Source organism: Solwaraspora sp. WMMA2101, assembly GCF_049179175.1.
Classification (GTDB): Bacteria; Actinomycetota; Actinomycetes; order Mycobacteriales; family Micromonosporaceae; genus Micromonospora_E.
Genome location: NZ_JBMHMA010000006.1, coordinates 3,216,073 through 3,240,137, shown reverse-complemented (window position 1 = coordinate 3,240,137; position 24,065 = coordinate 3,216,073). Strand labels below are relative to the sequence as shown.

The following is a 24,065-nucleotide window of genomic DNA, read 5'->3' as shown; positions in this document are numbered from 1 at the left end:
ACCGGCCGTGGCGACGACTCGGCGGCGGTAGCCCAACGGATCGCTAGCCGGTCGGGGGACTACGTTGGCATCTCGTGACGTGCTGCCGCTGGGTCGTGTTCGAGCGCCGCGATACGCCGATGGCGAGCGGTGTACTCGCGTAGCGCGAGGTTGACGGCTTCCTGTTCGCTCCTGGTTCCAGACAGGCGCATTGCCTCAGCCAGCGCTTCGTCGTCAAGGTCGATCTGTGTGACGGTCATCGGCAACCTCTGAGGGCAGATCGAGCGGACGGCGACGCTGTGAGCGGGAGCCAACCTCGGCTGATGATCGGATGCGCTCCATCTGCGCGACACGCTGAGCGCGGAGCAGATGGAGCGCATCAGATCCTGGAGTCAGCCGGCGCAGCCGTCGAGCCGCAGGGTCCTGCGGGTCAGGGCTGAGTGTTGGTGTGCTTGAGCCCGGTGACGAAGCTGGTCCAGGTGGTGGCGTCGAAGGCGAGAGCCGGGCCGGTGCGGTCCTTGGTGTCGCGTACGTCCACCTGGCCGCCAGCGAAGCGGACCTCGACGCAGGCGGCGTTGTTGGAGCTGCGCGACGACGTGAACCAGTCCCGGTCAGGGGTGCCGACCTGCGGGGTCATCCCATCTCCTTGGCTATCTGGCGGATCAGCGAGAGTGAGTCCTGCGAGCTTAACGCGCGTTCCTCAGCCTCAGCGAAGGTCATCGTGTAGTCGGCTACGCGAGCGGACTGGTCGATGATGTCGCTGGAGGTCAGGACTTCCTGCCAGACCAGGTCAGGCAGCCGGGGCGATGGGAACGAGAGGATCTGGAACGGCCCGCCGAGCGCGGGGTGTGCTCCGGTGGTGAACGGCACGACCCTGATTCGGATCTGGTCCGGATGCGTGGATACCAGCTCGGCCAGGTGGTTGAGCTGGTCGCGCATGACCGCCGGACCGCCGATCTGTTGACGGAGGACTGCCTCGCTGATGACGGTGCTCACGTTCAAGGGGTTGGGGCTGGTCAGCCGAGCCTGCCGTGCCATGCGCGCCTTCACTCGCCTGGTCATCTCGGTCAGCCGGACGTAGGTGTTGCCGCCACGGATCACGGCACGGGCGTAGTCCTCGGTCTGGAGCAGTCCGTGGAGTAGCTCGTTGTCGTAGCTGCGGACGTGATCCGCGCCGGCCTCGTAGCCGAGGAAGCGGAGGAAGTCAGCGGGGAAGAGTTGAGAGTACTGGTGCCACCAGGCGCGACGGGTTGCTCCCACCCGCAGCTCTTCCAGCTCGGCTGCGTCTTCCTCATCGAGCTCATAGATCTCGATGAGTTGAGCAAGTCGACCGGCTGGCAGTTTGACCCGGCCGGCTTCGACGCCCGAGATGTACGCCTGGGCGATGCCGGTCGCCTTGCCGGCGGCAACCGCTGTCATGCCCAACTCTTCGCGGCGCTGGCGCAACCTGATGCCGAGTTCCCATGCCTGCACGGTGGGCGAGACGTCTGCGCCGTCGGTTACCTCTTGGCCCGTCGGTGGCTGGATCATGTTCCTCACTCCTTACAGGACCGGATAGCAGGGTGAGCCTACTTCAAGAAGTCGATACAGACTAGGGGGTTGATATAACAACCGGCTTCCCTGATGCTAGTCACGGTCGGCAGTCCCGCCGCAACGAGGAGGTTCCCGTGTACCGATTCGGAAAGTTGATCTATCAGCAGGAGGAAGAGCAGCGGTACGGGTTCTCGCTGTGCCGCATCGACGACGCCGGCACGCGTGACCAGACGTACGACCTGCTCGGAGTCATCCGGGTCGCAGTCGACCCGCGTCAGCCGGAGAAGCTGGGGGAGAACCTGCGCGGCTGGGCGGTCGCGACCCTCGCCGCCGGCGGCCACGGGTTCGGCTGCTACCACGCCACCTTCAGCATCCTCGACGAGAACGATGAACCCGAGAGCGACCTCGGCAACCTCGACATCAACTGGTCCGGCTCGCAGGTACTCGTCCCTGCCGCCGAATAGCCGCGTTCACCGAAGCGGCAGCGGCCCGGCTGCTCCGCGTACCGCCGTCGACCCTGCGCTGCTGGCTGGCCGTCACCGACGGCCGCCAGCGGCGGTCCGACCCGTCCGGCAGCCGAGCCGGCCGCCCGGTCGGCGGATGCTCGACTGGGCCGAGTCCATCGAAAGTGGGAGGTTCGATGCCCGCCCGGGCGCTGCGTCAGCCCGAGGCACTGTTTGCGGCCACGACCGGCTCTGCTGCTGAGCTGGTCGCCGCCACTGCCGACGAGATCGCCGGCTGGCGGGCGGACGGGATCGGCGTGCACGCCGTCTCCGACGACAGCTACCCCGCCCAGCTGCGCGGCATCAAGATGCGCAACGCGGTGATGAGCGGGTACGCGGCAGCGACCCTCGTCGTCGAAGCCGGCGAGACCAGCGGTGCCCGGATCCAGGCACGCCTTGCCCTCGGGCACGGCCGGCCGGTGATCCTGACCAGCCATGTCATGCGAAGTCGATGGGCGCAAGCCTTCGCCACCAGGCCGGGCGTCCACGTCGTACGCAGCACAGCAGAGCTGATCGAAGCCGTCAACGGCATCCTCAACCGACTGCCCGCCGAAACCGGCGTGGAGGGCGCTACGACTCCGCAAGCGCGAACCATGTGGCAACGATGGAAATGATCAAGGCCCAGCCGCCAACCCAACCGGCGACCAGCCCTCGCTTGAACATTCGATTGCCGCGTTCGGACCAGACGAAGACGAGGCCGACGTTCAGCAGAAGCACATGTACGGCAGCGTAGGTGCACAACACCCCGTAGAAGACGCCAAACCGGTCCCCGGCATCCAGGTTCGCGTTGGGATCGGACGGGCCGAGCTTCGTAACCGGGATCGCGAGGGCGGCGACAGCCAGCGCGTGACCCAGCGCGGCAGCGCCAATGCCGCCAGCCAACGGCCACCAGCCCTTGCTGCGGACTGCCTGGGTTGCGCTGCCCGGATCCGACACCCGCACTCCGCTTCGACGCTGCGTCAACCTGCCGACAGAGATCCTATGGGGTCAGCCCAGCGAAAGCGTTCGCTGATCGAGCGCCTGTGCGGCGAAGCCATGATCCGGTGGTCGATCGCAATCCTGTCGTTCACGGCGTGACGCTGACGATGGTGTGCAGCATGGCGAACTCGCCGCCGCCGGTCAGGCAGTCGGGGGACACGTCGGGCAGGTCGAGGTCGCTGGTCGAGGGGTTGGCGTAGCCGCCACCGCCGACGACCCGGCTGCCGATCGCGATCGGCTCCCGGCCTGGCGCCTCGACCCCGGCGACCTGCCCACCGTCCCGCCACACCGTCGTGCCGGGCGGCCAGACGGCGACGTTGCGCATCCCGTCCGGCCCGGTCGCCGCGTCCGGTTCGAGGACGAAGCAGTCCGCGTCGGCCAGGTGACGCAGATAGCCGTCGATCTGCGCGTCGTCGCCGCCGCGTCGGACGTCGTGGACGAGCAGCGCCGGGTCCGACTCGGCCACGGAGACCGGCGGACTCGACGTACAGCCGAAACACACCGCGGCCGACAGCGCGGCGAGGAGCACCCGAGTGGGCTGGCCAGCCTGGCGGCGGTGGCTTTCCCGCCTGGTCATGTCGTCGCGGGTTGCGTCGAACCGGAGACGAGGTCGCGCCAACGGGCGATCGTCGCCTTGTACGGTGCCGGCATGTGCAGGTCGGGCACCTCGTCGTAGCTGAACACACCGAGTTCCTTGTGTTCGTCGGTGTAGGTCAACTCCTCTTCACCGGTGTAGACCGCACCGAAGCTGACGATGAACACGTGTCGGAGCGGGGTGATCTCGTACACCCACGAGTCGATGATCTGCACGCCGGTGATTGTCAGGCCCAGCTCCTCGGCTACCTCCCGGCAGACGCCCTGCTCCGGGGATTCGCCGACCTCCAGCTTGCCGCCGGGCAACTCCCACTCGTCGCGCTCGTTCTTCAGCAGCGGCACCCGACCGTGGTGGTCGACGACCAGCTTCACCGAGATCGGCAACTGGTACTCGAAATAGCCCGGGTTGCGTTCGACGAGGTACGGCGGCCGGTCGGACACGGCAGGTGCTCCCATCTGTACGGCCTCAGCCCGCGCAGATCAGGACGGCGGCGACGTCGTCGGCGCGTTTGAAACGGTCACCGCCGATGGCCGGGTCGCTCTCCGTCTGCCGGATCAACTTCTCCAGGTACGCCACCCCGCGCTCCCGGGCCTCGGCGACGACCTCGGACCACCCGGCGAAGAGCTGGTAGTCGGTGACCAGCCGGGCGAACCCGTCCGTGCAGAGCAGGATGTGGCCGGTCCCTGCCCAGTCCGCGGTGATCCGGTGCGGGACGAGGCGGCGTTGCGGGTGGCCAGAGAAGACCGACTCGACGTCACCGGAGGTCATGGTGTGCCGGCGTCGCTGCTGCATGGCGGCGACGACCTTTGCCGGGTCGGTCTCGCGGGCCCGCACCGCCGCCGCCTCTCGCCCGTCGAAGTAGCTGGTGGCGAGGACACGGGTGGTGTCGCCGTCGATGACAGCGGTGGCGTCGCCAATGCGGGTCAGCTCGAAACCGTCGCCCTGGTCGACGCAGAGACCGATCGAGCAGGCCGGCGGCATCCGGTCCGACGGGAAGCCGTACGCGTCCTGCCGCCGCTGCACCTCGACGGCGATCCGCTCCAACAAGTCGGTGCCACTGCCCTGATAGCCGTCCGTCCCAGCTTCTGTGAGGAGCGCCCCGACCAGGTCGACCAGCCACACCACGTCGCGTTCTGCGGGCAGGGCAGCGTCGTCGTACAGATCGGTGGCACCGTCGATCACCCAGGCCAGCGAACCTGCGTGGCCCACCCGGTCCTCGTTCGACCTGGCCCCGCCGGCTGTGGTGACCGAATCCTGAACCTTCATCTTGATCATCCGTCCTGTGGCGTCGCCGCTCTCCTGCGGCATTGTCGAGCCAAACGATGATCGACAAGGGCGATAGTCGATGTACGGCGAGTCGATCAACAGGGCTGCCGGATCGTCTACAGGACAAAAGACCGTAGCGGCGGGAGCCGTACTCTGTCGTCGGCTGTACGCCTGTCGATCCTGCACTGCCTGATCGGACCTTACATCGGTCGGTGGGCGTCAATAGCGTCGTAGTTCAAGATGGATGGTCAACTGGCCCTCGTCAGCCTGACTGCCCTGCGACGCAAGTTCGGGAGGAAGCATGACCGGGCGCACGATCGGAGACTGGTATGCCGACGCCGAGGGTAGGCATTGGGATGTTCCTGGTTACGACTGGGAGAACGATGACAAGCCTGACCAGACTCCTGATTCGTGGATAGACCGCCTGCCGCCACAGACTCAGCGAGTCCCTCCGGCAAGGTCGGGTTCGCCCCGCAAACCAGGTCCGTCCCGGCGGCGGGCTACGACGGGCTCGACCGCCTCGGCGGCCGACAGGCGTGTGGCTCCGGCCAGTGCGCCGGTCTTGAAGGAGGCGGCTCGGCTGCTCCGGTCGCAGCTGCCTGGCGCCAAGGCCAAGACCATCGCGCGCAAGCTGCGGGAGAAGGGCTGGCTGAATGCCACCACCGCCCAGGTGCAAGCAGTCGTCGGCGACCCGGTGCCGCAAACAGGTAAGAAGAACCGAGCGGAACCCGCTCGACAGCCGGCAAAGAAGGCGAGCCCTGTGGCCCGTACACGGCAAAGTCCGAGCCGAGGGGCGACACCGACTCGCAAGGCCAGCCGGACGGGCCCTCAGTCAACGAAGTACGGCAAGGACTTTTCGCAGTTCATCGCGGCGGTGCGGGATGCCCGCCAGCCGGAGGGTAGCGGCCAGGTGCGGAAAACGGCAGAGGTGGTCCGCATCCTCCGAGTCAACGGTTGGCCGCAGGCTTCCAAGGAAGATGTCTCGAAGGCGCTCACCCTGGTCTCGTCGCAGGATGCATCAGCGCGCCGCCGACCGGCAAAGTCTTTTCAGCCGGCACGTGGCCGCAGTAAGCCGCAACCGGAGCAGACGATGGTCCGGCCTGACGTCTGCGCAGCCTGTGGCATAGTGCCCAGCCCGCTGGGGCAGTGCGGATGCTCTTGATCCATTCGTCATTGGGCGATCGCATGAGGACGGTGTCGGGGGAAGCCGTTACGGTGGCGGGCATGGGTGAGGCGGGCGTACTCGGCAGACCAGACGCGGGCGTGATCCGCGACGAACTGCAGGCGCTGGTCCTGGCCGACCTGCTCGGGCCGCTCGACGGGCCGGACGAGGAGTTCGGCACCCAGGAGAGCCCGCTCGACCGCTACCTGCTCGGCCGGCTCGCCCCCAACGGCCAGGCCGTCGAGCCCGACACCCAGGACGAGCTGTCCGACGCCAGCGCACCGGACATCATGGAAGGCCAGCCGGAGCCGAGCGCACCCAACGTGCCCAGCCTCGCCCCGTCCGCGCTCGGTTTCACCGCCACCGTGGGCGGTGCCGCCGTCGCGCTGCGGGTCACCGCCGACTGGGGCCGCTACGACCGGGTCGCCTCGCAGCGGGAGGAGCACGCTGGCCGGCGGGTCTGGCAGCGCCAGAGCCACGGCGGCACCATCACCGTCGTACTCGCCGAAGGCCCGCTGCCGCCGCAGGCCCTCGACCCCGACCAACCCGACATCGTGGTACGCGGTCGGGCCCGCCGCCGCGACGGCCGCTGGCTGATCTCGCTGTTCCTGGAAAACCGGCAGCGGCCCGGCGCGCGGCGCGACGCCAGCTCCTGGATCTTCCAGGTGGAGCTGTCCGCCACCGGTGACGGCGACCAGCCGGTGTTCTGGCCTCGACCCGAGCAGATTACCGGCGGCGATGCCTCCGACCAGGCCGAACGCCGCCGGCTGGCAATGGCCTACCGCTTCCACCCCGAGTACGCCGTCGGCCACGGCACCGCCGTGCGGGCCGACCCGGCCGTCGGTGACCACGCGCTGCGCGCCCACCGGATCCGCACCTGCCCGGTGCCCGTACACGAACTGCCGTTCACCGACGTGCCGACCGCCGACACCGATCCTGACCTGCCGGAGCTGGCCGCCGTCGAGCTCGACATGAAACGCCTCGCCGGGCTGGCCGCGACCCCGGCCGTGACTCCGGCGGCCGGTCCGACCAAGGTAGTGACAGCCGGTCCGGCCGGTGATCCGCTGCTGGCGGCGCTGACCCCGCTGGTCGACGGCTACCGGGCGTGGATCGCCGGCAACGAAGCCGCCGCCGACCAACCGCACCGCCGGCTCGCCGAGCACCGCCGCCAAGTCATCGAGGCGCTGAGCGACGCCCGCCGGGCCGCCGACCGGATCGCCGCCGGCATCGGCCTGCTCGCCACCGACCCGGCCGCCCGCCGTGCCTTCGGCTTCGCCAACCAGGCGATGTACCTGCAACGGGTGCACACCAACGTTGCCGCCGCCCGGCGCGAGCACCCCGGCCTCGGACTCGGGCGGGCGACCGACGCCGCCGACCAGCCCGACAACCACCGCTGGCGGCCGTTCCAGCTCGCCTTCCTGCTGATCAACCTGCCGGCATTGGCCGACCCCCGGCACGCCGAACGCACAGAGGATCTACAGCGAGCCGTCGCCGACCTGCTGTGGTTCCCGACCGGTGGCGGCAAGACCGAGGCGTACCTCGGGTTGACCGCCTTCACCATCGCGATCCGCCGGCTGCAACCCGCCTACGGTGGCCTGGTCGCCGCCGACGGCCTCGCCGTGCTGATGCGCTACACGCTGCGGCTGCTCACCATCCAGCAGTTCGAGCGGGCCGCCACCCTGATCTGCGCCGCCGAAACCCTGCGCCGTGCCGACGAAACCACCTGGGGTGACACGCCGATCCGGATCGGACTGTGGGTCGGCGGCAAGGTCACCCCCAACTACACCGACCAGGCTCGGCAGTGGCTGCAGCAGCAGCGCGGCGGTCGCGGTGCCGCCACCCGGGGCCACGGATCGCCGCACCAGCTGACCAGCTGCCCGTGGTGCGGCAGCCGGATCGAACCCGGCCGGGACATCATGATCGACCCGACGTACCGCCGGACGCTGGTGCGCTGCCCCGACATCGAATGTCCGTTCGGTGAGCTCGCCGGCTTCGGTCGGCCTGACGACCAGCGTGGGCTCCCGGTGCTCGTGGTCGACGAGGAGATCTACCGGCACCCGCCGGCCCTGCTGATCGCCACCGTCGACAAGTTCGCCCAACTCGCCTGGAAGGGCGAGACCGCAGCGTTGTTCGGGCAGGTCAGCCGGCGCTGTGAACGGCACGGCTACGTCACCGAAGACCTGGAGCGCACCGACTGGGAAGCGACGTACCACCGGGCCACCGGCAACGCCGGCCCGGCCCGCATCGTCGACTGTCCCCGACTGCGACCCCCCGACCTGATCATCCAGGACGAGCTGCACCTGATCTCCGGGCCGCTCGGCTCCCTCGTCGGCCTCTACGAGACCGCCGTCGACCGGCTCGCCACCTGGCAGCCGATGACCGGCCACTCGACCCGGCCCAAGGTGATCGCCTCCACCGCGACGGTCCGCCGAGCCCACCAGCAGATCGGCGCGCTGTTCCACCGCAGCACCCACGTGTTCCCGCCGCCCGGCCTCGACGCCGCCGACAGCTTCTTCGCCCGCCAGCGTCACCCCGACCAGCGTCCCGGCCGGCGCTACATCGGCATCTGCGCCCACGGCACCCGGATCAAGTCGACCCTGATCCGGGTCTACGTGTCGGTCCTCGGCGCCGCCCAGAAGCTGCACGAACGCTACGGCCGCAACGACGTCACCGACCCGTACATGACCCTGGTCGGCTACTTCAACAGCCTGCGTGACCTCGGCGGTATGCGACGCCTCGTCGAAGACGACGTCTCCACCCGACTTACCCGCGCTGACGAACGCGGCCTCGCCCGCCGCTACGACCCGCTGCTGGAGGAGCTGACCTCCCGGATGTCGTCGGACGCGATCCGGCCACTGCTGGACCGCCTCGCCGTCCGGTTCACCGCCAAGCGCGGCAAAGCCGGCCCGCGCCCGATCGACGTGCTGCTCGCCACCAGCATGATCTCCGTCGGGGTCGACGTGTCCCGGCTCGGCGTGATGGTCGTCGCCAACCAGCCCAAGTCGGCGGCCGAATACATCCAGGCCACCAGCCGGGTCGGCCGCGCCGCCCCTGGCATCGTCTTCACCGTCTACAACTGGGCCCGGCCCCGCGACCTGTCGCACTACGAACGCTTCGACCATTTCCACGCCACCGTTTACCGCCAGGTCGAAGCGCTGTCGGTCACCCCGTTCGCCGATCGGGCCATCGACCGCGGCCTGACCGGGGTGCTGGTCGCCCTGATCCGCAACCTCGGACCCACCTACAACGGCAACCTGAGCGCCCAGCACTTCGACCGGTACGGTCCACTCGCCGACCATGTGGTGCGTTTCCTCGCCCGGCGCAGCGACGTCGCCGCCGACAACGCCGTACGGCAGCGGGTAGAAGACGAGTTGGAGGCGCGGCTCGACGTGTGGGCGCGGGAACGGGCCATGCCCGCCCGGCGACTCGCGTACGACAAGCCACGCCGCAGCGACGACATCGCCGGCCTGCTGCACCGCCCTGAGGAGGGCCGCTGGCAGCAGACCACCTGCCCTACCTCGTTGCGCGACGTCGAACCCGGTGTGCAGCTGCAGTTGCAGCTCACCGGGGCCGCCACGGCGGAGCCACCGCCACCGTTCGTCCCCCGCGCCGACCCTGCGTCCATCGCCGGCCGGGCCGGCGGGGCGGCCCACGACGCGGCCGACGGGCCGGAGGTGTCGGCGTGAGCGAACCACAGCAACGGCAGCTGCGGGTCGGGGCGCTGCGCCCCAACCAGCTGCTGCACACCTATGGCATCGGTTCCGTCGCCGACCTGCCCAGTCTGTCGGTGATGCCGCTCGGCCTCGACCACTGGGAACTGGCCCGAGCCAACACCATCACCGAAGATCGGCTGCTGGACGCGATGCGCGCCAAACTCGGCAAGCAGGTGCAGGCGCTGCGGCTGCCGCCGTACCTGCCGGAAACCTCCGACCCGTATGCCGAATGGGCTCGCATCGGCGTGCCGGTCGCGCTGTTCCCGGCCTGGCTGCGTTGCTCCGACACCCAGTGCAACCGGCTCGCCCCGGTCGAGTCGGGTCTGTTCGAGCTGGTCTCGGCGCAGACGCCGGACAAGGTCCGTTACGCACACCCCTGCCGGGGCAACGGCGGCGGTCGGCCGACCGCCGTACCGGCTCGGTTCGTGCTGGCCTGCGGCAACGGACACCTCGACGACTTCCCCTGGTCGTACTTCGCACACCGGGGCAGCGACCCCGGCGCCGGGCATCCGCTGCAACTGTCCGAACGCGGTAGCACCGGTGAGACCACCAACATCTTCGTCACCTGCGACCAGTGTTCGACCCACCGGCCGATGTCGGAGGCGATCGGGGCGCTCGCCGAACGCAATCTGCCCGCCTGCCGGGGCCGCCACCCGCACCTGGGCACCTACGAGCCGTGTGACGCGCCGCCGCGCACCCTGGCCCTGGGCGCGACCAACAGTTGGTTCGCGATGCAGGCACCGGTGTTCAGTGTGCCGAAAGCCGAGCATCCGGTGGATCACACGGTCGACGAATTCTGGGAGAAGCTGAGCGTGCTCGCCTCGCTGCCACCGGAGACCGGCAAGGCGATCCTGCCCACCCAGACCTGCTGGCCCGAGCTGCAACCGTACGGTGTGGACAAGGTGTGGACGGCGATTCAGCGGCGGTTCGCTGCCGGCGGTGACGGTCGGTCCGATGGCGGTGACCGGCCGGGCGGTGACCGGGACCATCTCGACCTTTACCTGCCCGAGTGGCGGGCGTTCACGGCCAGTACCGCCGCGTCACTGCCCGACTTCACCACCAGACCGGAGCGGGTTCCGGCCGGGCACCAGGACTGGCTGAGCCAGCTGGTGCTGGTGCCCCGGCTGCGCCGGGTCGCCGCACTGTACGGCTTCACCCGCATCGACGCCCCCGAGCGCGACGCGCTCGACACCCCCGAGTGGCGTCGCGCACCGCTGTCCGCCGAGCCGCCCACCTGGGTGCCGTGCGCCGAAACCCGGGGCGAAGGCATCTTCCTGCGGTTCGCCGAGGACCGCATCGTCGCCTGGGAGCACGACCCTGGGGTCAAGGCCCGCGAACAGCTGCTGATCCGGGCCCACGAGAAATGGCGGGCGCAGCGGGAACTACCCCCTGGAGCCTGGCCCGGCCTGCGCTACCTGCTGCTGCACACCTTCGGGCACACCCTGATCCGGGAGCTGGCGCTGGAATGCGGCTACAGCGCCTCCGGCATCGGCGAGCGGGTGTACGCGCGTACCGGCGAAGTGCCGATGGCCGGGGTGCTGCTCTACACCGCCGCCCCGGACAGCGAAGGCACCCTCGGCGGGCTGGTATCCCTCGGCCGCGCCGACCGGCTCGGCCCACTCATCGACCGCGCGTTGCACGGTGCCCGGCTGTGCAGCTCCGACCCGCTCTGTGCCGAACACGACCCGACGGTGCACGGCCGGCTCGCCGGAGCCGCCTGTCATGCCTGCCTGTACGCCGCCGAAACGTCCTGCGAAGGCGGCAACCACTACCTGGACCGGTCGTTGCTGGTCGACACCCTCGCCGACAACGAGTGCGGCTTCTTCAGGTGACCGGCTGCCAGCGGTGAACCCGTCCGAGGCCACCGCCGGACTTCCTTCCGAGGCGCTGGCGCAGACCGTCGCCGAGTTGGCCGCCGAGCTGCCGGCCGGGCACGTCGCCGCCTGGGCCGGCGTACTGGCCTCGGTCCAGCGGTCGGAGGCCACGGTGGAGGCCGCGCTGATCGACGCCCGCCCCGGGTACGCGGTCGCCGCCCACGCCCGGCGGCTGGTCGCCGTCTGGCGAAGTCACGCCCCCGACCTGCCCGGTGCGGCCGTCGCGCTCGCTCTGCGCAGCGCCGCCCACCTGCAGCGACGGGCCGAAGTACGGCGTACCGAGCTGGTGGTCAGCGGGCCGAGCAGCCCGGCCGTCGCGGTCCGGCTGACCCGGTCGGTGGTGGTCGAGTTGATCCGGCAGGCCCGCCGATCATTGCTGATGGTCAGCTTCGCCGCGTACGGCGTCGCCGAGGTCGTCGCCGAGGTGTCCGCCGCCGCCGACCGCGGCGTCCGGGTCGACCTGGTGTCCGAGAGCGGCACCGCCGACGGTGGACCGCTGCGCGGGGTGACCGGAGCCGACGTCTTCGCCGGCCTCGGTGACCGGGTCACTTGCTGGCACTGGCCGGTGGCGGCGCGGCGACAGCCCGGCCGGTCGCTTCCGGCCCTGCACGCCAAGGTGATCGCCGCCGACACCGACGCCGCCCTGGTCAGCAGCGCCAACCTGACCGACCGGGCGCTGTCGGACAACCTGGAAGTCGGGGTGGTGGTGCGGGACCCGGACGCGGTACGACGACTCGTCGACCACTTCGCCGCGCTGACGGACCCGCGCGCCGGAGTCCTGCGGCGACTCTGACCGGTAGGTCGCGGCCTCACAAGGCACCCCGGCCCGGGGTGTCCGCTGGCGGACACCCCGGGCCGGAAGGCGGGGCAGGGATCAGCTGGCGGTGGCCGGCTGGCCGTCGGCGAGCTCGCGGCGGGTCTCGGAGCGGGTCGGCGCGGCGGCAGCCCGGCGGGCCTGATCGGTGCAGAGCTCAGCGATCTGGGCCTCGGTCATCGGGCCGCCCCGGGACCGGGTGACGCCCAGGTGGTCGGGGACCTCGACGGTCGCCTCGAAGTCCCAGATGTACCACTCCTTGCGGCCCCAGGCCTTGTTCTTCAGCTTGATCTCGATCGTGCCCTGGGCGGTCTGCAGCTTGGGGCTGCGGTCCAGCGCGGCCCAGCCCGACGGGCCGGCGTTGAGCGACGTGGTCCGGGAGACCGTCGACTCCCAGTTCCACTGCCGGCCGATGCTCTGGCTGATGCTCGTCGACACGTTGCTCAGCGCGCTGGAGCCGAAGGTGGTCGCGGGCACCTCGGCGGTCATGCTGATCGACCCACCGGTGGTGTCGGACCATTCGACCGACAGGCTGTTGTCGTACGGGGTGCAGTTGAAGTGCGAGGCGACCTCGTGGAAGCCGGCGGTGGTCTCGGTCACCGGTGTCCCCGCAACGAACTGGCAGGACACGGCCCGGCTGTCGCAGTGCTCGAAAAGCTCCGCGCGGGACGGTCCGTCCCAGAACCTGACCGAGCTGTACTGGTTGTCGGCGGGCACCTGCGCGAGCTGGTCGTGCGAGTACCACATGTGGGGGGTGCCGGACTGGTTGGTGTTGACGTAATAGTTGCTGGCGCAGTCGGTGATGTTCTTGTATGAACTGATCACGTTACTCCAGGCGGCGCCGGCGTCAGCGAGGTTGTTGAAGTTGTAGTACTTGCCGCCGCTGCAGGTGCCGGATCGCGAGACCATGCTCAGTGAGCCGCCGGTGTAGTTGGCGTTCTGGTACGCGATCCCGAGGACCACCTGGGCGGCCGCGGACGTACCCGAAGCCATGGCGCGGGTGGCGGCGGTGCCGGCGGCGGCGATCCGCTCGGTGGTCGCGGCGTCGAGTCGGCTGCCGTCACGCGGGGCGTCGGTGACCGCCCCGGCGGTCGCCACCTTCATGGCGGTCCGGAAGTCGCGGTAGCAGGCCAGCTCTTCGGCGGACTCGTAGAGCAGACAGTCGGCCATCTCCGCGGTGGGCACGGTGGAGGAGGCGGCGGCCGGGGTGCTCACGGCGAGCATCGGACCCAGCATCAGTACGGACAGGACGGTCGCGGTGCGGGCGTGTCGGAACATCCGACGGCGCTGCAGGAATGTCATGAGTGCCAAGTCTGGTGATGCAGGACCGCGCAGCCTTGGTGGAATTCGAAGGATCAGCTGAGGAAAATATGAGGAAGGAACATGGCCAGTGCTCTTTCCGGTGGAGTCAGTGATCGCCGTTACATTGACTCTGCCCGAAACCCTACAGCATTTCTGTCGGGTCTGAAACAGTGCGACCATTCGTGGCGCCGCTGACCAGGGCGTTCTGGTCGCCGCGAGGCGGTGGCCAAGATCGTCCGTCGAGGGCCGGGCGCGCACCGGGGGTACGCTCAGCCGATGGCCGGCGACACCTACCGCTTCGGTGAGTACGAACTGGACATGGCCCGCTACGAGCTGCGCCGGTCCGGCCAACCGGTCCATGTCGAGCCCCGTGCCCTCGACCTGCTGCAGTATCTGATCGAGCACCGGGACCGGGTGGTGCCCAAGACCGAGCTGCTCGACCAGGTGTGGGGCGACCGGTTCGTCAGCGAGGCGGCGCTCACCACCGGGCTGCGGACCGCCCGCCTGGCCATCGGCGACACCGGCCGCCACCAGCAGCTGATCCGCACGGTGCACCGACGCGGGTACCAGTTCGTGGCGCCGGTGACGGTGCTCCCCGTCAGCGGTACGGCGGGCGGCGCGGGCGGCATCCGCCACCGCGCCGAGCCCGCGACCCGCCATCTCACCGAGCCCGGCTCCCGTGCGGGAGCCGGCGCGGCCGCTGCGTCGATCGGTGTCCCGGAGAGCCAGGTCGTCCGGTTCTGCCGGGCCGACGACGGCACCCGTATCGCGTACGCGACCGTCGGCTCCGGGCCGCCACTGCTCAAGGCCGCCAACTGGATGTCCCACCTTGATCTGGAGTGGACCACCCCGGTCTGGTCGCACTGGCTCAGCGGCCTGGCTCGCAACCGCCAGCTGGTCCGCTACGACGAGCGGGGTTGCGGCCTGTCCGACTGGGAAGTGCCGAGTTTCTCGTTCGACGACTGGGTCGACGACCTGGAAACCGTGGTCGACGCGGTGGGCCTCGACCGGTTCCCGCTGCTCGGCGTCTCGCAGGGCGGTGCGGTGGCGGTCGCGTACGCCGTCCGTCGTCCGGAGCGGGTCAGCCGGCTGATTCTCGCCGGGGCGTACGCCCGGGGTCGCCTGGTCCGGGCCCGCGACCAGGCCGAACGCGACGAGGCCGCGCTGGATCTGAACCTGGCCCGGGTCGGCTGGTCCCATCAGGATCCGAGTTTCCTCGGGGTGTTCGCCGCCCAGTTCCTGCCGGACGGTACGCCGGAGGAGCTCGAGGAGTTCATCGGCTTCCAACGGCGGACGACGTCGCCGGCCAACGGGGTCCGCTTCCTGGAGGAGTTCGCCCGCATCGACGTGTCGGCGATCGCCCACCGGGTGCAGTGCCCGACCTTGATCCTGCACTGCCGCGACGACCTGCGGGTGCCGATATCGCAGGCCAGCGAGCTGGCCACGCTCATCCCGGACAGCCAGCTGGTCCTGCTGGACAGCCGTAACCATCTGCTCAGCGCGACCGAGCCGGCGTGGCCGGAGTTCCTGGCCCAGATCGACGCGTTCCTGACCGACTGACCAGGGGGAAGCCGGCATGAGGATCCTTGTCGTGGGTGGGTCCGGCCTGATCGGCACCCACGTTGTCGACCTGCTGCGCGAGCGCGGCCACGTGGTGACCACGGTGGCGCGGACCGCCCGTGCCGGGGTCGACCACGTGCTCGATGTCGGGCCCGCCCTGGTCGACGACCTGCGGCCGCTGCTCACCGGCCAGGACGGCATCGTGTACGGCATCCGCGTCGACGAGCAGCGGGTCCTCCCCGCACCGATCCACCCGGTGCTCCGCGCCGAGCTCGTCGATCCCGTGGAGCGGATGTTCACCGCCGCGCGGCACGCCGGTCTGACCCGTGGCGTCCTGCTCGGCTCCTACTACACCTACCACGACCGGCTCCGTCCCCAGTGGCGGCTCGGCGACCGGCACGCGTACATCCGGTGCCGGCTGGAGCAGGCCCGGCAGGCGCGGACGGCGGCCGGACCCGACCTGCCGGTCACGGTGCTGGAACTGCCCTTCGTCTTCGGCCGGGCCGGCGACCGGCTGCCGAACTGGGCCGGCCCGCTGGACCGGTGGGCGCGGTCCGCAGCACCGCTGCTGGCCCCGGTCGGCGGGACCGCCGCGGCCTCGGCCGGCAGCGTCGCCGTCGCGGCGGTCGGCGCGCTCGAGGGCGCGGACGGCGCGGACGTTCCGGTCGCGGACGCCAACCTCACCTGGGCCGAGATGGTCGGGCGGATCGCCGGGGCGGTGGGCCGGCCTCGGCCGGTACGTCGGCTGCCTGCCGGCGCGCTGCGCGGCGGCCTGTGGCTCGGTGGCGCTCTGCAGGCGCTGACCCGCAAGGAGTCCGGGCTCGACCCCGCCCACCTGGCCGATCTGCTCCTCGCCGAGCTGTTCATCGAGCCGCTGACCGGCCGGTCGCTCGACCCGGCGATCCGCGAGACCTTCGCAGCGTCACCTGCCGGCGGGTGAATGGTCTCGTCCCAGCGGACGTGCAGCGGTCACTCGGCCGGCTGCAGAGGTTCGCAGGCGTCCAGCGCCGCGGCGACGGTCGGATCCGAGGAGTCCAGGTCGTCGGCCCACTGGACGTCGTGCTCGGCCAGACAGTTGCGATAGGCGACGGTGGCGCTACCTTCCGCGTCGTTTCCGGTGTTGCCGCCGGGTCCGCCCCGACCGCCGGGTCCGCCGGCCGGCAGCTCGGACTGGCACGCCTCCTGAGCTGCGGCCCAGGTCTCGTCGTCCACCCCGTCGGGGCGCAGCATGTCGGCGAAGCCACCACCGGGTCGGCTGCCCGCCCGGTCCGACGGGACGCTGGTCGGTCGGCCCGACGGGAAACCTGACGGTCGATCCGACGGGAAGCCTTCCGGCCGACCGGACCGTTGTGCGTCCGGAGCGCCGGTCGGCAGATCGCCGATGTCGACCCCGTTGTTCCGCAGGCATTCGACGTACCCGCTCATCCCGCCGCCGGCCGTCGCCTCCTGGTCGCTGGTCTGCGGATCGGAGTCGGCACACGCGGTGAGCAGTAGCAGCAGGCAGATACCGCCAGCGGCACCCCACGCGGACTGCCTGAGTGCAACGAGCACAGCCGTACCCTCCCCATCCGTTCAGCCCGCGACGGTCGTCGACAGTGCACCGGCAAGCAGAACCGGCGTACCTCCGGAGCGCGTCAGGGATTGCTGTGACCGGGCTGAGCGTCGTCCCCTGGGGCGGGCAGGTTTCACAGCGAACGTCGAGGCGGGACCGAGCCGTCACCGAGCTGGCGCCGTAACACTGCGCGCTCATGACATTCAGCCGTTGGCAGAGGCCGGCGTGGCGGTGGCGTGGCCGACGGCGGCTGGCGGTAGCAGCTGTCGGCGCGACGCTGACCATGGCCGGAGCGCTCGCGTACGGGTTGTCCGGTGCGAGCCGCGCCGACGAGACCGACCCGGTGACCACTGTTCGGGTCGATCGGGGACCTGTCACGGTCGAGATTGCGACCGCTGCCAGCGTGCAGCCGGCGCAGGACCGCCAACTGAGTTTCGCGGTGGCGGGCACGGTGAACCAACTCGACGTACGGCTCGGTCAGGACGTGGCGGCCGGCGACGTCCTGGCGTCGATCGACGACGGCGACGCCGTCGCCGAGGTCGAGCAGGCGCAGTCGGAGGTGGCCGACGCGCAGGACGCGTTGGCGGCGGCCCGGGAATCGGCTGCGGACGCCGCAGGCGTGGACGACTGCGCCACGACCCGCACCGGTTCGGCGGTGAGCCTCGTACGGACCAGTGCCGTGCTGCCGGCCGGCGTCGCACTGGTGGCCGGCGTCGCACTGGTGGCCGGGACGACTCCGGAGCCGACCACCGACGCCAGCTCACCGGCCGATCCGACGCCGGCAGCCCCGTCGGCACCGGCGGTGACGCCGACCGCCCCGGAGCCCACTGCCACCGCCAACCCCGCACCGACGGTGTCGCCCACACCCGTACCGTCGATGTCGCCCACGGCGTCTGCCGGCACGCCCGGTAGGCCGACACCGTCGACGGACGGCACCGGGACCACGTGCGGCTCGTCCGACGCGCAGAGCGGCACCGGTTCGGACGCTGCCGGATCCGGCAGTGGCGGTTCAGGCAGTGGCGGTTCAGGCAGTGGAGACCAGGTGTTGCGGGCCCAGCAGCAGGTCACCGCAGCCGAGCTGCGGTTGGCCGCAGCCGAGGACGAACTCGCCGGTACGGTGATCCGCGCCCCGATCGACGGCAAGGTGCTCGCCGTCGCTGGTGCCGTCGGCAGCACGGTCCGGGCCGGCGGCACCTTCATCGAGCTCGCGGCGGTCGCCGAGATGCAGGTGACGGCGAGTTTCCCGGAGGCCGACGCCGCCCGGCTGGCGGTCGGCCAGCCCGCGGTGGTCACCCTGCCGACCCGGCCGGACGACGAGTTCGGTGCCCGGGTCGGGCAGGTCGATCCGGTCGGCACCGTCGACGGGCAACTGGTCCGCTACGGCGTGCTCGTCGACTTCGACGAGGTGCCAGCTGACCTGCTGGTCGGTCAGAGCGCCAGCGTACGGATCGTCGTGGACGAGGTGACGGACACCGTACGGATACCGGTGACCGCCCTGCGCGGCGACGGCGGCGAGGACGTGGTGACCGTCCGGGCCGCCGACGGCGCCCAGCAACGCCGGGTGGTGGTCGTCGGCGTTCGCGGTGACCGCTACGTCGAGGTGATCGACGGTCTGACCGTTGGCGAGGAGATCCTGACCACTGGCGCCGGAGGTGGCGAGTGACGACGGGCGGCGGGTTCCCAGCTTTTCCTCAGCCGGAGCCGACCTCGCATCGAGGTCCTGCCCGGACCCTGTCGGCCATGCGTCTGCGTCGTCTGAGCGGTCTGTCCCGACCGCTGGTCGTCAATTCCGTTCTGGTGGCGATGCTGGTGGGTGCGGCCGGCTGGGTCTATCTGCGACTCGGCGTGGCCGACGAAGCCGCCGCCAGCAGCGCGGGCACCGTGACCGTCCCGGTCGGCCAGGGCACGGTAACCGCGACGGTCACCGCCTCGGGCTCGGTACGTGCCGCGAAGACCGCGGTCGCCGACTTCGCCACCGCCGGCCCGGTGACCGAGATCCTGGTCGACGTCGGCCAGCAGGTCGCCGAGGGAGACGTTCTGGCCCGGGTCGACGACACGGTGGCCAGGAGGGAACTCGCCGCCGCCGAGGCCGATCTCGTCGCCGCGCGCGAGGCGGTCGACCGGGCCGAGACCGCCGGTGGTGACACCAGCGAAACAGAGTCGGAGGTGACCCGGGCCGAGCTGGCGGTCGAGGAGGCGGGCGCGGCGGTCGACGGGACGACGCTGGTCGCCCCGATGGCCGGCACGGTGGTCGCGGTCAACGGCAGCGTCGGCGAGTCGACCGGCGGCAGCGGGTCGACGTCCGGTGGCGGATCGACGTCCGGTGGCGGCACCGGATCGGCGACCGGAGCCGACGGCACCGGCGCAGGTGGCACCGGGTCGACGACCTCCGCCAGCGGCTTCATCGACCTGGCGGACCTGACCCAGCTGGAGGTCACCGCCTCGGTGTCAGAGACCGACGCGACCCGGCTCGCGGTCGGACAGCCGGCGACCGTACGGTGGAACGCCCTTGCCGACACCGAGGTCGACGCCACGGTCGGTGTCATCGACCCGAACGCGACCACCAGCAACGGTGTGGTCAGCTACCCGGTCATTCTCGACCTGGCCAGCCTGCCCGACGGGGTACGGCCCGGCCAGACCGTGGAGGTGACGGTGGTGGTGGGTGAGGCCGTGGACGTGCTGACGCTCAGTTCGGCCGCGTTGACCGGCACCGGTTCCCGGCAGGTGGTGACGGTCGCGGCCGACGGTGCGCAGGTCGTCCGGACGGTGGAGATCGGACTGCAGGGTGACGACACGGTCGAGGTCGTTTCCGGGCTGGCCGCCGGTGAGCAGGTGGTGGTCACGATTCCGACGGAGTCGGAGGGCGGGACCGGCGACATTCCGGGCGGCGGGTTCCCCGGCGGTGGCTTCACCGGCGGTGGTGGTCGCACCGGGGGCGGTGGCTTCACCGGCGGTGGCGGTCCGGGCGGCGGCTTCACCGGTGGTGGTGGACGGTGACCCGGAGCAGCCAGCCGGCCGTCCTGGACGTGCGGGACGTGACGAAGACGTACGGCACCGGTGCGGCCGCGGTGTCGGCGCTGCGCGGCGTGTCGCTGCGGGTCGACCGGGGTGATTTCGTCGCGGTGATGGGGTCGTCCGGCTCCGGCAAGTCGACGCTGATGAACATCCTCGGCTGCCTGGACGTGCCGAGCACCGGCCAATACCTGCTGGACGGCGTCGACGTCAGCCGGCTCAGCGAACGGCAGCTGGCGCTGGTCCGCAACCGGCAGATCGGATTCGTCTTCCAGTCGTTCAACCTGATCCCGCGTACCACCGCCGTGGCCAACGTGGAGCTTCCGCTGGCGTACGCGGGGGTGCGGCCCGCGCACCGGCGGCGTCGGGCGATGGCCGCACTCGACCGGGTCGGCCTCGGCGACCGGGCCGGGCACCTGCCGAATCAACTCTCCGGCGGCCAGCAGCAGCGGGTCGCGGTGGCCCGGGCGTTGGTCACCGAGCCGGCCCTGGTGCTGGCCGACGAACCGACCGGGAACCTGGACAGCACGTCGACCGAGGAGGTTCTGGCCATCTTCGACGAGCTCAACGCGGACGGTCGGACGATTCTGCTGATCACGCACGAACCGGAGGTCGCGGCCCGGACCCGGCGGCTGCTGCGGGTGCTCGACGGCCGGATCGTCTCCGACGACCGGCAGGCGCAGGAGCAGGAGGAGGTCGGCGGGTGGGTCCGGTAGAGATCGTCCGCTCCGCGCTCGGCGGGATCGGTGCGAACAAGTTGCGCTCGGCGTTGACCACGCTCGGCATCCTGATCGGTGTGGCCGCGGTGATCCTGCTGGTCGCGGTCGGCAACGGCTCGGCGCAGTCGATCAACGAGCGGATCGAGGCGCTGGGCACCAACACGATCACCGTGTCGGCGTCCGGCGGTGGCGGTGGCGGGTTGACCGTCGAGGTGGCCGAGGCCCTGCTCGACCCGGTGTTCGCCCCGGACGTCCGTTCGGTCTCCCCGGTGGTGAGCACGTCGGCGACCCTCACCTACGCGACCGCCGACCACTCGGTCGGCCAGTTCGTCGGCACCTACCCGAGCTACCTCGGCGCGTCCAACATGACGGTCGGTTCCGGCACCGCCTTCACCGACGCCGACGTGGCGCAGGGCCGGCGGGTGGCCCTGGTCGGGCAGACCGTGGTCGACGAACTGTTCGCCGGGGTGGATCCGGTGGGCAGTCAGGTCACCGTCGACGGGGTCCTGTTCACCGTGGTCGGAGTGCTCGCGGAGCGGACCTCCGTCGGCGGGCTGCAGGACGCCAACGACCTGGTGGTGGCCCCGTTGACGGCGGTACGCCAGGCGTTGACCGGCTACGGCACGGTCAACTCGGTGCTGGTGGAGGCGGCTGCTCCGGACCGGGTCGAGGCCGCGCAGGCACAGGTGGGCGCGATTCTGGACCGCCGGCTCGGTGCGACCGGCGGCACGACCGGCGGTGCGGGCGCTGGCACCGGCCAGGCGTACCGGATCCAGAACGCCGCGCAGTTGCTGGAGACCCAGGCGTCGACGGCGGAGACGTTCACCGTACTGCTCGGCGCGGTCGCGGCGATCAGTCTGCTGGTCGGCGGGATCGGTATCACCAACATCATGCTGGTGACGGTGACCGAGCGGACCCGGGAGATCGGCATCCGTAAGGCCCTCGGTGCCCCACCGGGCACGATCATGACGCAGTTCCTGGTCGAGGCGATCCTGCTCAGTGTGATCGGTGGCGCGATCGGGGTCGCGGTGGCGGTGCTGGGCAGCCGGTTCACGATCGTCGGGGTCGAGCCGGTGATCGTGCCGGCGTCGGTGCTGCTCGCGCTGGGGGTGTCGGTGGCGATCGGATTGTTCTTCGGCAGTGTCCCGGCGCGGCGGGCGGCGAACCTGCGCCCCATCGACGCCCTGCGGTACGAGTAGGCGACCGATCATGACGAAGGTAGGCGATGACGTGCGGGACGACGAGTGGCTGGCCGCTGCCGCGCCACGGCGCTGGACGAACCGGGTCACTCCGTGGCTGGCGGCGGCGGCGCTGCTCGCCGCCGGGTTCGCCGCCGGGGTGGCGGTGCCGCGCGACACCGGCGGTACGGTCACCGGCGCCGGCCAGCGCCAGTTCGGTGCCGGCGGACTGCCCGGCCGGGCGGACGCCGCCGGGCAGTCCGGTCGGGCTGACGCGGCCGGGGCGCAGGCGACGCCGACAGCGGCTGCGGGTCAGCCTGCCACGGCGACCGCGGCGGCCACCGGCACCGTGAAGCTGGTGGACGGTGCGACGGTGTACGTCGAGACCGGGACCGGCGCGGTGGTGATCGTCCGGACCGACGACGGTACGGCGGTCCGGGTGCCGGGCGATCTGACCGGGTTGACCGTCGGTACGGCAGTCACGGTGGAAGGGGAGACGGCGTCGGACGGTACGGTGACCGCCGCGTCCATCGTGGCCGGCGACTAGGGCAGGCCGATCAGGGTCGCCAGTTGCCGCATCTGGTGGTCGAAGAACTCCTCGCGGGCGTGGATGGTGCCGTCGAGCTGGCCGAAGAGTTCGAAGCTGACGGTGCCGAAGCACTGGGTCCAGCCGAGGGCGGCGTTGGCGAGCAGCGCTTCGGGCAGGTCCGGGAAGAGCGCGTCGCGCACGGCGGCGAGGTCGGCGTGGACCGGGCCGGGCAGGCTGTCGCCGCCGGGGTCGGCCAGCTGACCGGCGGTCACCCCGTCGATGAGGATCCGGATCAGGACGGTCGGAATCCGTACGGCGGCGGCGGTGGTCTCCTGCGGTGCGGCGTAACCGGGCACCGGGCTGCCGAACAGCAGGGCGTACTCGGCGGGGTGGGCCAGCGCCCAGCGGCGGATCGCGTGGCAGACGGCCAGCCACCGGCCGCGCAGGTCGGCCCGGTCGGTGACCTCGGTGTCACCGGCCTCGGCGGCGTCGGCGAGGGCGCGGTAGCCGTCCACGATGAGCGCGGTGAGCAGGTCGTCGCGGCTTGGGAAGTAGCGGTAGATCGCTGAGGAGACCATCCCCATGTCGCGGGCGACGGCCCGCAGCGACAGGTTCGCGCCGTCGGTGGCGAGCTGGCGGCGGGCGATCGCCTTGATCTCGTTGATCATCTCGGCCCGGGCGCGGGCCCGGATGCTGGCAGCCGGCATGTCAGAGAGTGTCGCACACAATCGAGAGCAGTGCTCTTGACGGCGTGAGCTCTCGTGCGCGAGCATTAATCTCGACAGAGAGCGCTGCTCTCGTTCTGAGGGGAGACGTCAATGCCCGTACACCTGATCCTCGGCGCCGGCCTGGTCGGCACGACCGCCGCCCGCCACCTGGCCGACCAGGGCGAACAGGTCCGCATCGTCAGCCGCTCCGGTCGCGGCCCGGCCCACCCCCTGGTGGAACGGGTTGCCGCCGACGCCGCCGACGCCGACCGGCTCGCCACCCTCGCCGCCGGTGCCACCGCCATCTACAACTGCCTCAACCCGGCCTACCACCGCTGGCTCACCGACTGGCCCCCGATGGCCGCCGCCCTGCTCACCGCCGCCGAACGCAGCGGCGCCCCGCTGGTCATCGCCGGCTGCCTGTACGGCTACGGCGAGGTCACCGGCCCGATGACCGAGCAGACCCCACTCGCCGCCCGCCACCCCAAGCTGAAGATGCGGGCCGACATCTGGCGCGACGCCCTCGCCGCCCAGCAGACCGGCCGGATCCGTGCGGTCACCGAGGTACGCGGCAGCGACTACCTGCAGGCGCAGTCGATCTTCACCAACGTGCTCGGCGCCCCGCTGCTCGCCGGGCGTCGGGCGTACGTACCCGCTCCGCTCGACGTGCCGCACACCTGGACCTCGACCAACGACATGGCGGCCATGCTGATCACCGCCGCGACCGACCAGCGGGCCTGGAACCGCGCCTGGCACACCCCCAGCGCACCGCCGCTGACCATCCGGCAACTCGCCACCCGGTTCGCCACCGCCGCCGGGGCACCTGCGCCGAAACTCACTGCCCTGCCCGCGCCGCTCGTGCGGGCCGCCGGGCGCTTCTCCCCGCTGCTCGGCGAACTTCAGACCACCGCGTACCAGTTCGCGCGACCGTTCGTGATGGACTCCACCGCCGCCACCGCCACCTTCGGCCTGCACCACCAGCCGATCGACGCGGCGCTGCGGGAGGCCGTCGCCCTGCTCGGCGGGACGCCGGTCAGCGGCTCGCCGACACGCTGACGCTCAAATTCATGCCGGTAAAACCAATAACTC

The 24,065-nt window shown here is 70.9% G+C and carries 23 protein-coding genes; 13 read left to right on the top strand and 10 right to left on the bottom strand.

All coding sequences use genetic code 11. The features are described 5' to 3' along the window. Positions 1-59: 59 nt before the first annotated feature. The 3 genes from ACN28F_RS15545 to ACN28F_RS15535 all read right to left on the bottom strand — a co-directional run bounded on the left by ACN28F_RS15545 (position 60) and on the right by ACN28F_RS15535 (position 1,509). Positions 60-239, bottom strand: coding sequence for a type II toxin-antitoxin system VapB family antitoxin (locus ACN28F_RS15545; RefSeq protein WP_421358386.1), 180 nt, complete (start codon positions 237-239; stop codon positions 60-62). 170 nt (positions 240-409) lie between these two features. Next, entirely contained in the window at positions 410-616 is a 207-nt protein-coding gene (locus ACN28F_RS15540) for a DUF397 domain-containing protein (protein WP_421358385.1), read from the bottom strand. Next, complete coding sequence (locus ACN28F_RS15535) at positions 613-1,509, bottom strand: helix-turn-helix domain-containing protein (RefSeq protein WP_421358383.1); 897 nt, start codon at positions 1,507-1,509, stop codon at positions 613-615. Before ACN28F_RS15535 ends, ACN28F_RS15540 begins: the two co-directional genes overlap by 4 nt. 137 nt (positions 1,510-1,646) lie before the next feature. Between ACN28F_RS15535 and ACN28F_RS15530 the strand changes: the two genes are divergently transcribed. Further along, entirely contained in the window at positions 1,647-1,976 is a 330-nt protein-coding gene (locus tag ACN28F_RS15530) for a hypothetical protein (RefSeq protein ID WP_421358382.1), read from the top strand. A 176-nt stretch (positions 1,977-2,152) separates the two neighbouring features. Beyond that, positions 2,153-2,629 (top strand): DNA-processing protein DprA, encoded by a 477-nt coding sequence (locus tag ACN28F_RS15525; protein ID WP_421358381.1) that lies wholly within the window; start codon positions 2,153-2,155, stop codon positions 2,627-2,629. On the opposite strand, the gene ACN28F_RS15520 is transcribed toward ACN28F_RS15525, so the two are convergent. The 4 genes from ACN28F_RS15520 to ACN28F_RS15505 form a co-directional block, all read right to left on the bottom strand. Next, on the bottom strand, positions 2,586-2,951 hold the full coding sequence (locus ACN28F_RS15520; protein WP_421358379.1) for a hypothetical protein: 366 nt from the start codon (positions 2,949-2,951) through the stop codon (positions 2,586-2,588). The genes ACN28F_RS15525 and ACN28F_RS15520 overlap by 44 nt on opposite strands. Positions 2,952-3,081: 130 nt before the next feature. Continuing rightward, complete coding sequence (locus ACN28F_RS15515; RefSeq protein ID WP_421358377.1) at positions 3,082-3,570, bottom strand: hypothetical protein; 489 nt, start codon at positions 3,568-3,570, stop codon at positions 3,082-3,084. Next, a complete protein-coding gene (locus ACN28F_RS15510; protein ID WP_421358376.1) occupies positions 3,567-4,028 on the bottom strand; it encodes an NUDIX hydrolase in 462 nt (153 codons plus the stop codon). Before ACN28F_RS15510 ends, ACN28F_RS15515 begins: the two co-directional genes overlap by 4 nt. 25 nt (positions 4,029-4,053) lie before the next feature. Beyond that, entirely contained in the window at positions 4,054-4,854 is an 801-nt protein-coding gene (locus ACN28F_RS15505; protein WP_421358375.1) for a hypothetical protein, read from the bottom strand. A 1,224-nt stretch (positions 4,855-6,078) separates the two neighbouring features. On the opposite strand from ACN28F_RS15505, the gene drmA reads away from it, so the two are divergent. Genes drmA through drmC form a run of 3 tightly spaced genes read left to right on the top strand, consistent with a single transcriptional unit; the run spans position 6,079 to position 12,396 of the window. Further along, entirely contained in the window at positions 6,079-9,702 is a 3,624-nt protein-coding gene (gene drmA, locus ACN28F_RS15500) for a DISARM system helicase DrmA (protein ID WP_421358373.1), read from the top strand. Then, a complete protein-coding gene (gene drmB / locus ACN28F_RS15495) occupies positions 9,699-11,561 on the top strand; it encodes a DrmB family protein (RefSeq protein WP_421358372.1) in 1,863 nt (620 codons plus the stop codon). Before drmA ends, drmB begins: the two co-directional genes overlap by 4 nt. A 13-nt stretch (positions 11,562-11,574) precedes the next feature. Next, positions 11,575-12,396 (top strand): DISARM system phospholipase D-like protein DrmC, encoded by an 822-nt coding sequence (drmC, locus tag ACN28F_RS15490; RefSeq protein WP_421358370.1) that lies wholly within the window; start codon positions 11,575-11,577, stop codon positions 12,394-12,396. Between the two features lie 81 nt (positions 12,397-12,477). Here drmC and ACN28F_RS15485 read toward each other — a convergent pair whose 3' ends face one another. Next, positions 12,478-13,719: a hypothetical protein gene (locus tag ACN28F_RS15485; RefSeq protein ID WP_421358368.1), complete on the bottom strand. Its 1,242-nt coding sequence runs from the start codon at positions 13,717-13,719 to the stop codon at positions 12,478-12,480. A 276-nt stretch (positions 13,720-13,995) separates the two neighbouring features. Between ACN28F_RS15485 and ACN28F_RS15480 the strand changes: the two genes are divergently transcribed. Together ACN28F_RS15480 and ACN28F_RS15475 are read left to right on the top strand one after the other, a co-directional pair. Beyond that, positions 13,996-15,279, top strand: coding sequence for an alpha/beta fold hydrolase (locus ACN28F_RS15480; protein WP_289208663.1), 1,284 nt, complete (start codon positions 13,996-13,998; stop codon positions 15,277-15,279). A 16-nt stretch (positions 15,280-15,295) separates the two neighbouring features. Then, positions 15,296-16,219, top strand: coding sequence for an NAD-dependent epimerase/dehydratase family protein (locus ACN28F_RS15475; protein WP_421358366.1), 924 nt, complete (start codon positions 15,296-15,298; stop codon positions 16,217-16,219). 29 nt (positions 16,220-16,248) lie between these two features. On the opposite strand, the gene ACN28F_RS15470 is transcribed toward ACN28F_RS15475, so the two are convergent. After that, complete coding sequence (locus ACN28F_RS15470; RefSeq protein WP_289208661.1) at positions 16,249-16,830, bottom strand: hypothetical protein; 582 nt, start codon at positions 16,828-16,830, stop codon at positions 16,249-16,251. A gap of 197 nt (positions 16,831-17,027) precedes the next feature. Between ACN28F_RS15470 and ACN28F_RS15465 the strand changes: the two genes are divergently transcribed. The 5 genes from ACN28F_RS15465 (at position 17,028) to ACN28F_RS15445 (ending at position 22,287) form a co-directional block, all read left to right on the top strand. Further along, complete coding sequence (locus ACN28F_RS15465; protein ID WP_421358365.1) at positions 17,028-18,494, top strand: efflux RND transporter periplasmic adaptor subunit; 1,467 nt, start codon at positions 17,028-17,030, stop codon at positions 18,492-18,494. A gap of 77 nt (positions 18,495-18,571) precedes the next feature. After that, entirely contained in the window at positions 18,572-19,828 is a 1,257-nt protein-coding gene (locus ACN28F_RS15460) for an efflux RND transporter periplasmic adaptor subunit (RefSeq protein WP_421358364.1), read from the top strand. Beyond that, a complete protein-coding gene (locus ACN28F_RS15455) occupies positions 19,825-20,559 on the top strand; it encodes an ABC transporter ATP-binding protein (RefSeq protein ID WP_289208658.1) in 735 nt (244 codons plus the stop codon). The genes ACN28F_RS15460 and ACN28F_RS15455 overlap by 4 nt, the downstream gene beginning before the upstream one ends. Further along, positions 20,547-21,761, top strand: coding sequence for an ABC transporter permease (locus ACN28F_RS15450; RefSeq protein ID WP_289208657.1), 1,215 nt, complete (start codon positions 20,547-20,549; stop codon positions 21,759-21,761). Before ACN28F_RS15455 ends, ACN28F_RS15450 begins: the two co-directional genes overlap by 13 nt. Positions 21,762-21,771: 10 nt before the next feature. Further along, positions 21,772-22,287 (top strand): hypothetical protein, encoded by a 516-nt coding sequence (locus ACN28F_RS15445; RefSeq protein WP_289208656.1) that lies wholly within the window; start codon positions 21,772-21,774, stop codon positions 22,285-22,287. Here the strand turns inward: ACN28F_RS15445 and ACN28F_RS15440 are convergent. Further along, positions 22,284-22,976, bottom strand: coding sequence for a TetR/AcrR family transcriptional regulator (locus ACN28F_RS15440; RefSeq protein WP_421358363.1), 693 nt, complete (start codon positions 22,974-22,976; stop codon positions 22,284-22,286). The genes ACN28F_RS15445 and ACN28F_RS15440 overlap by 4 nt on opposite strands. Positions 22,977-23,087: 111 nt before the next feature. Between ACN28F_RS15440 and ACN28F_RS15435 the strand changes: the two genes are divergently transcribed. After that, positions 23,088-24,032, top strand: a complete 945-nt coding sequence (locus ACN28F_RS15435) for an NAD-dependent epimerase/dehydratase family protein (RefSeq protein WP_421358362.1) — start codon at positions 23,088-23,090, stop codon at positions 24,030-24,032. Positions 24,033-24,065: the final 33 nt, after the last annotated feature.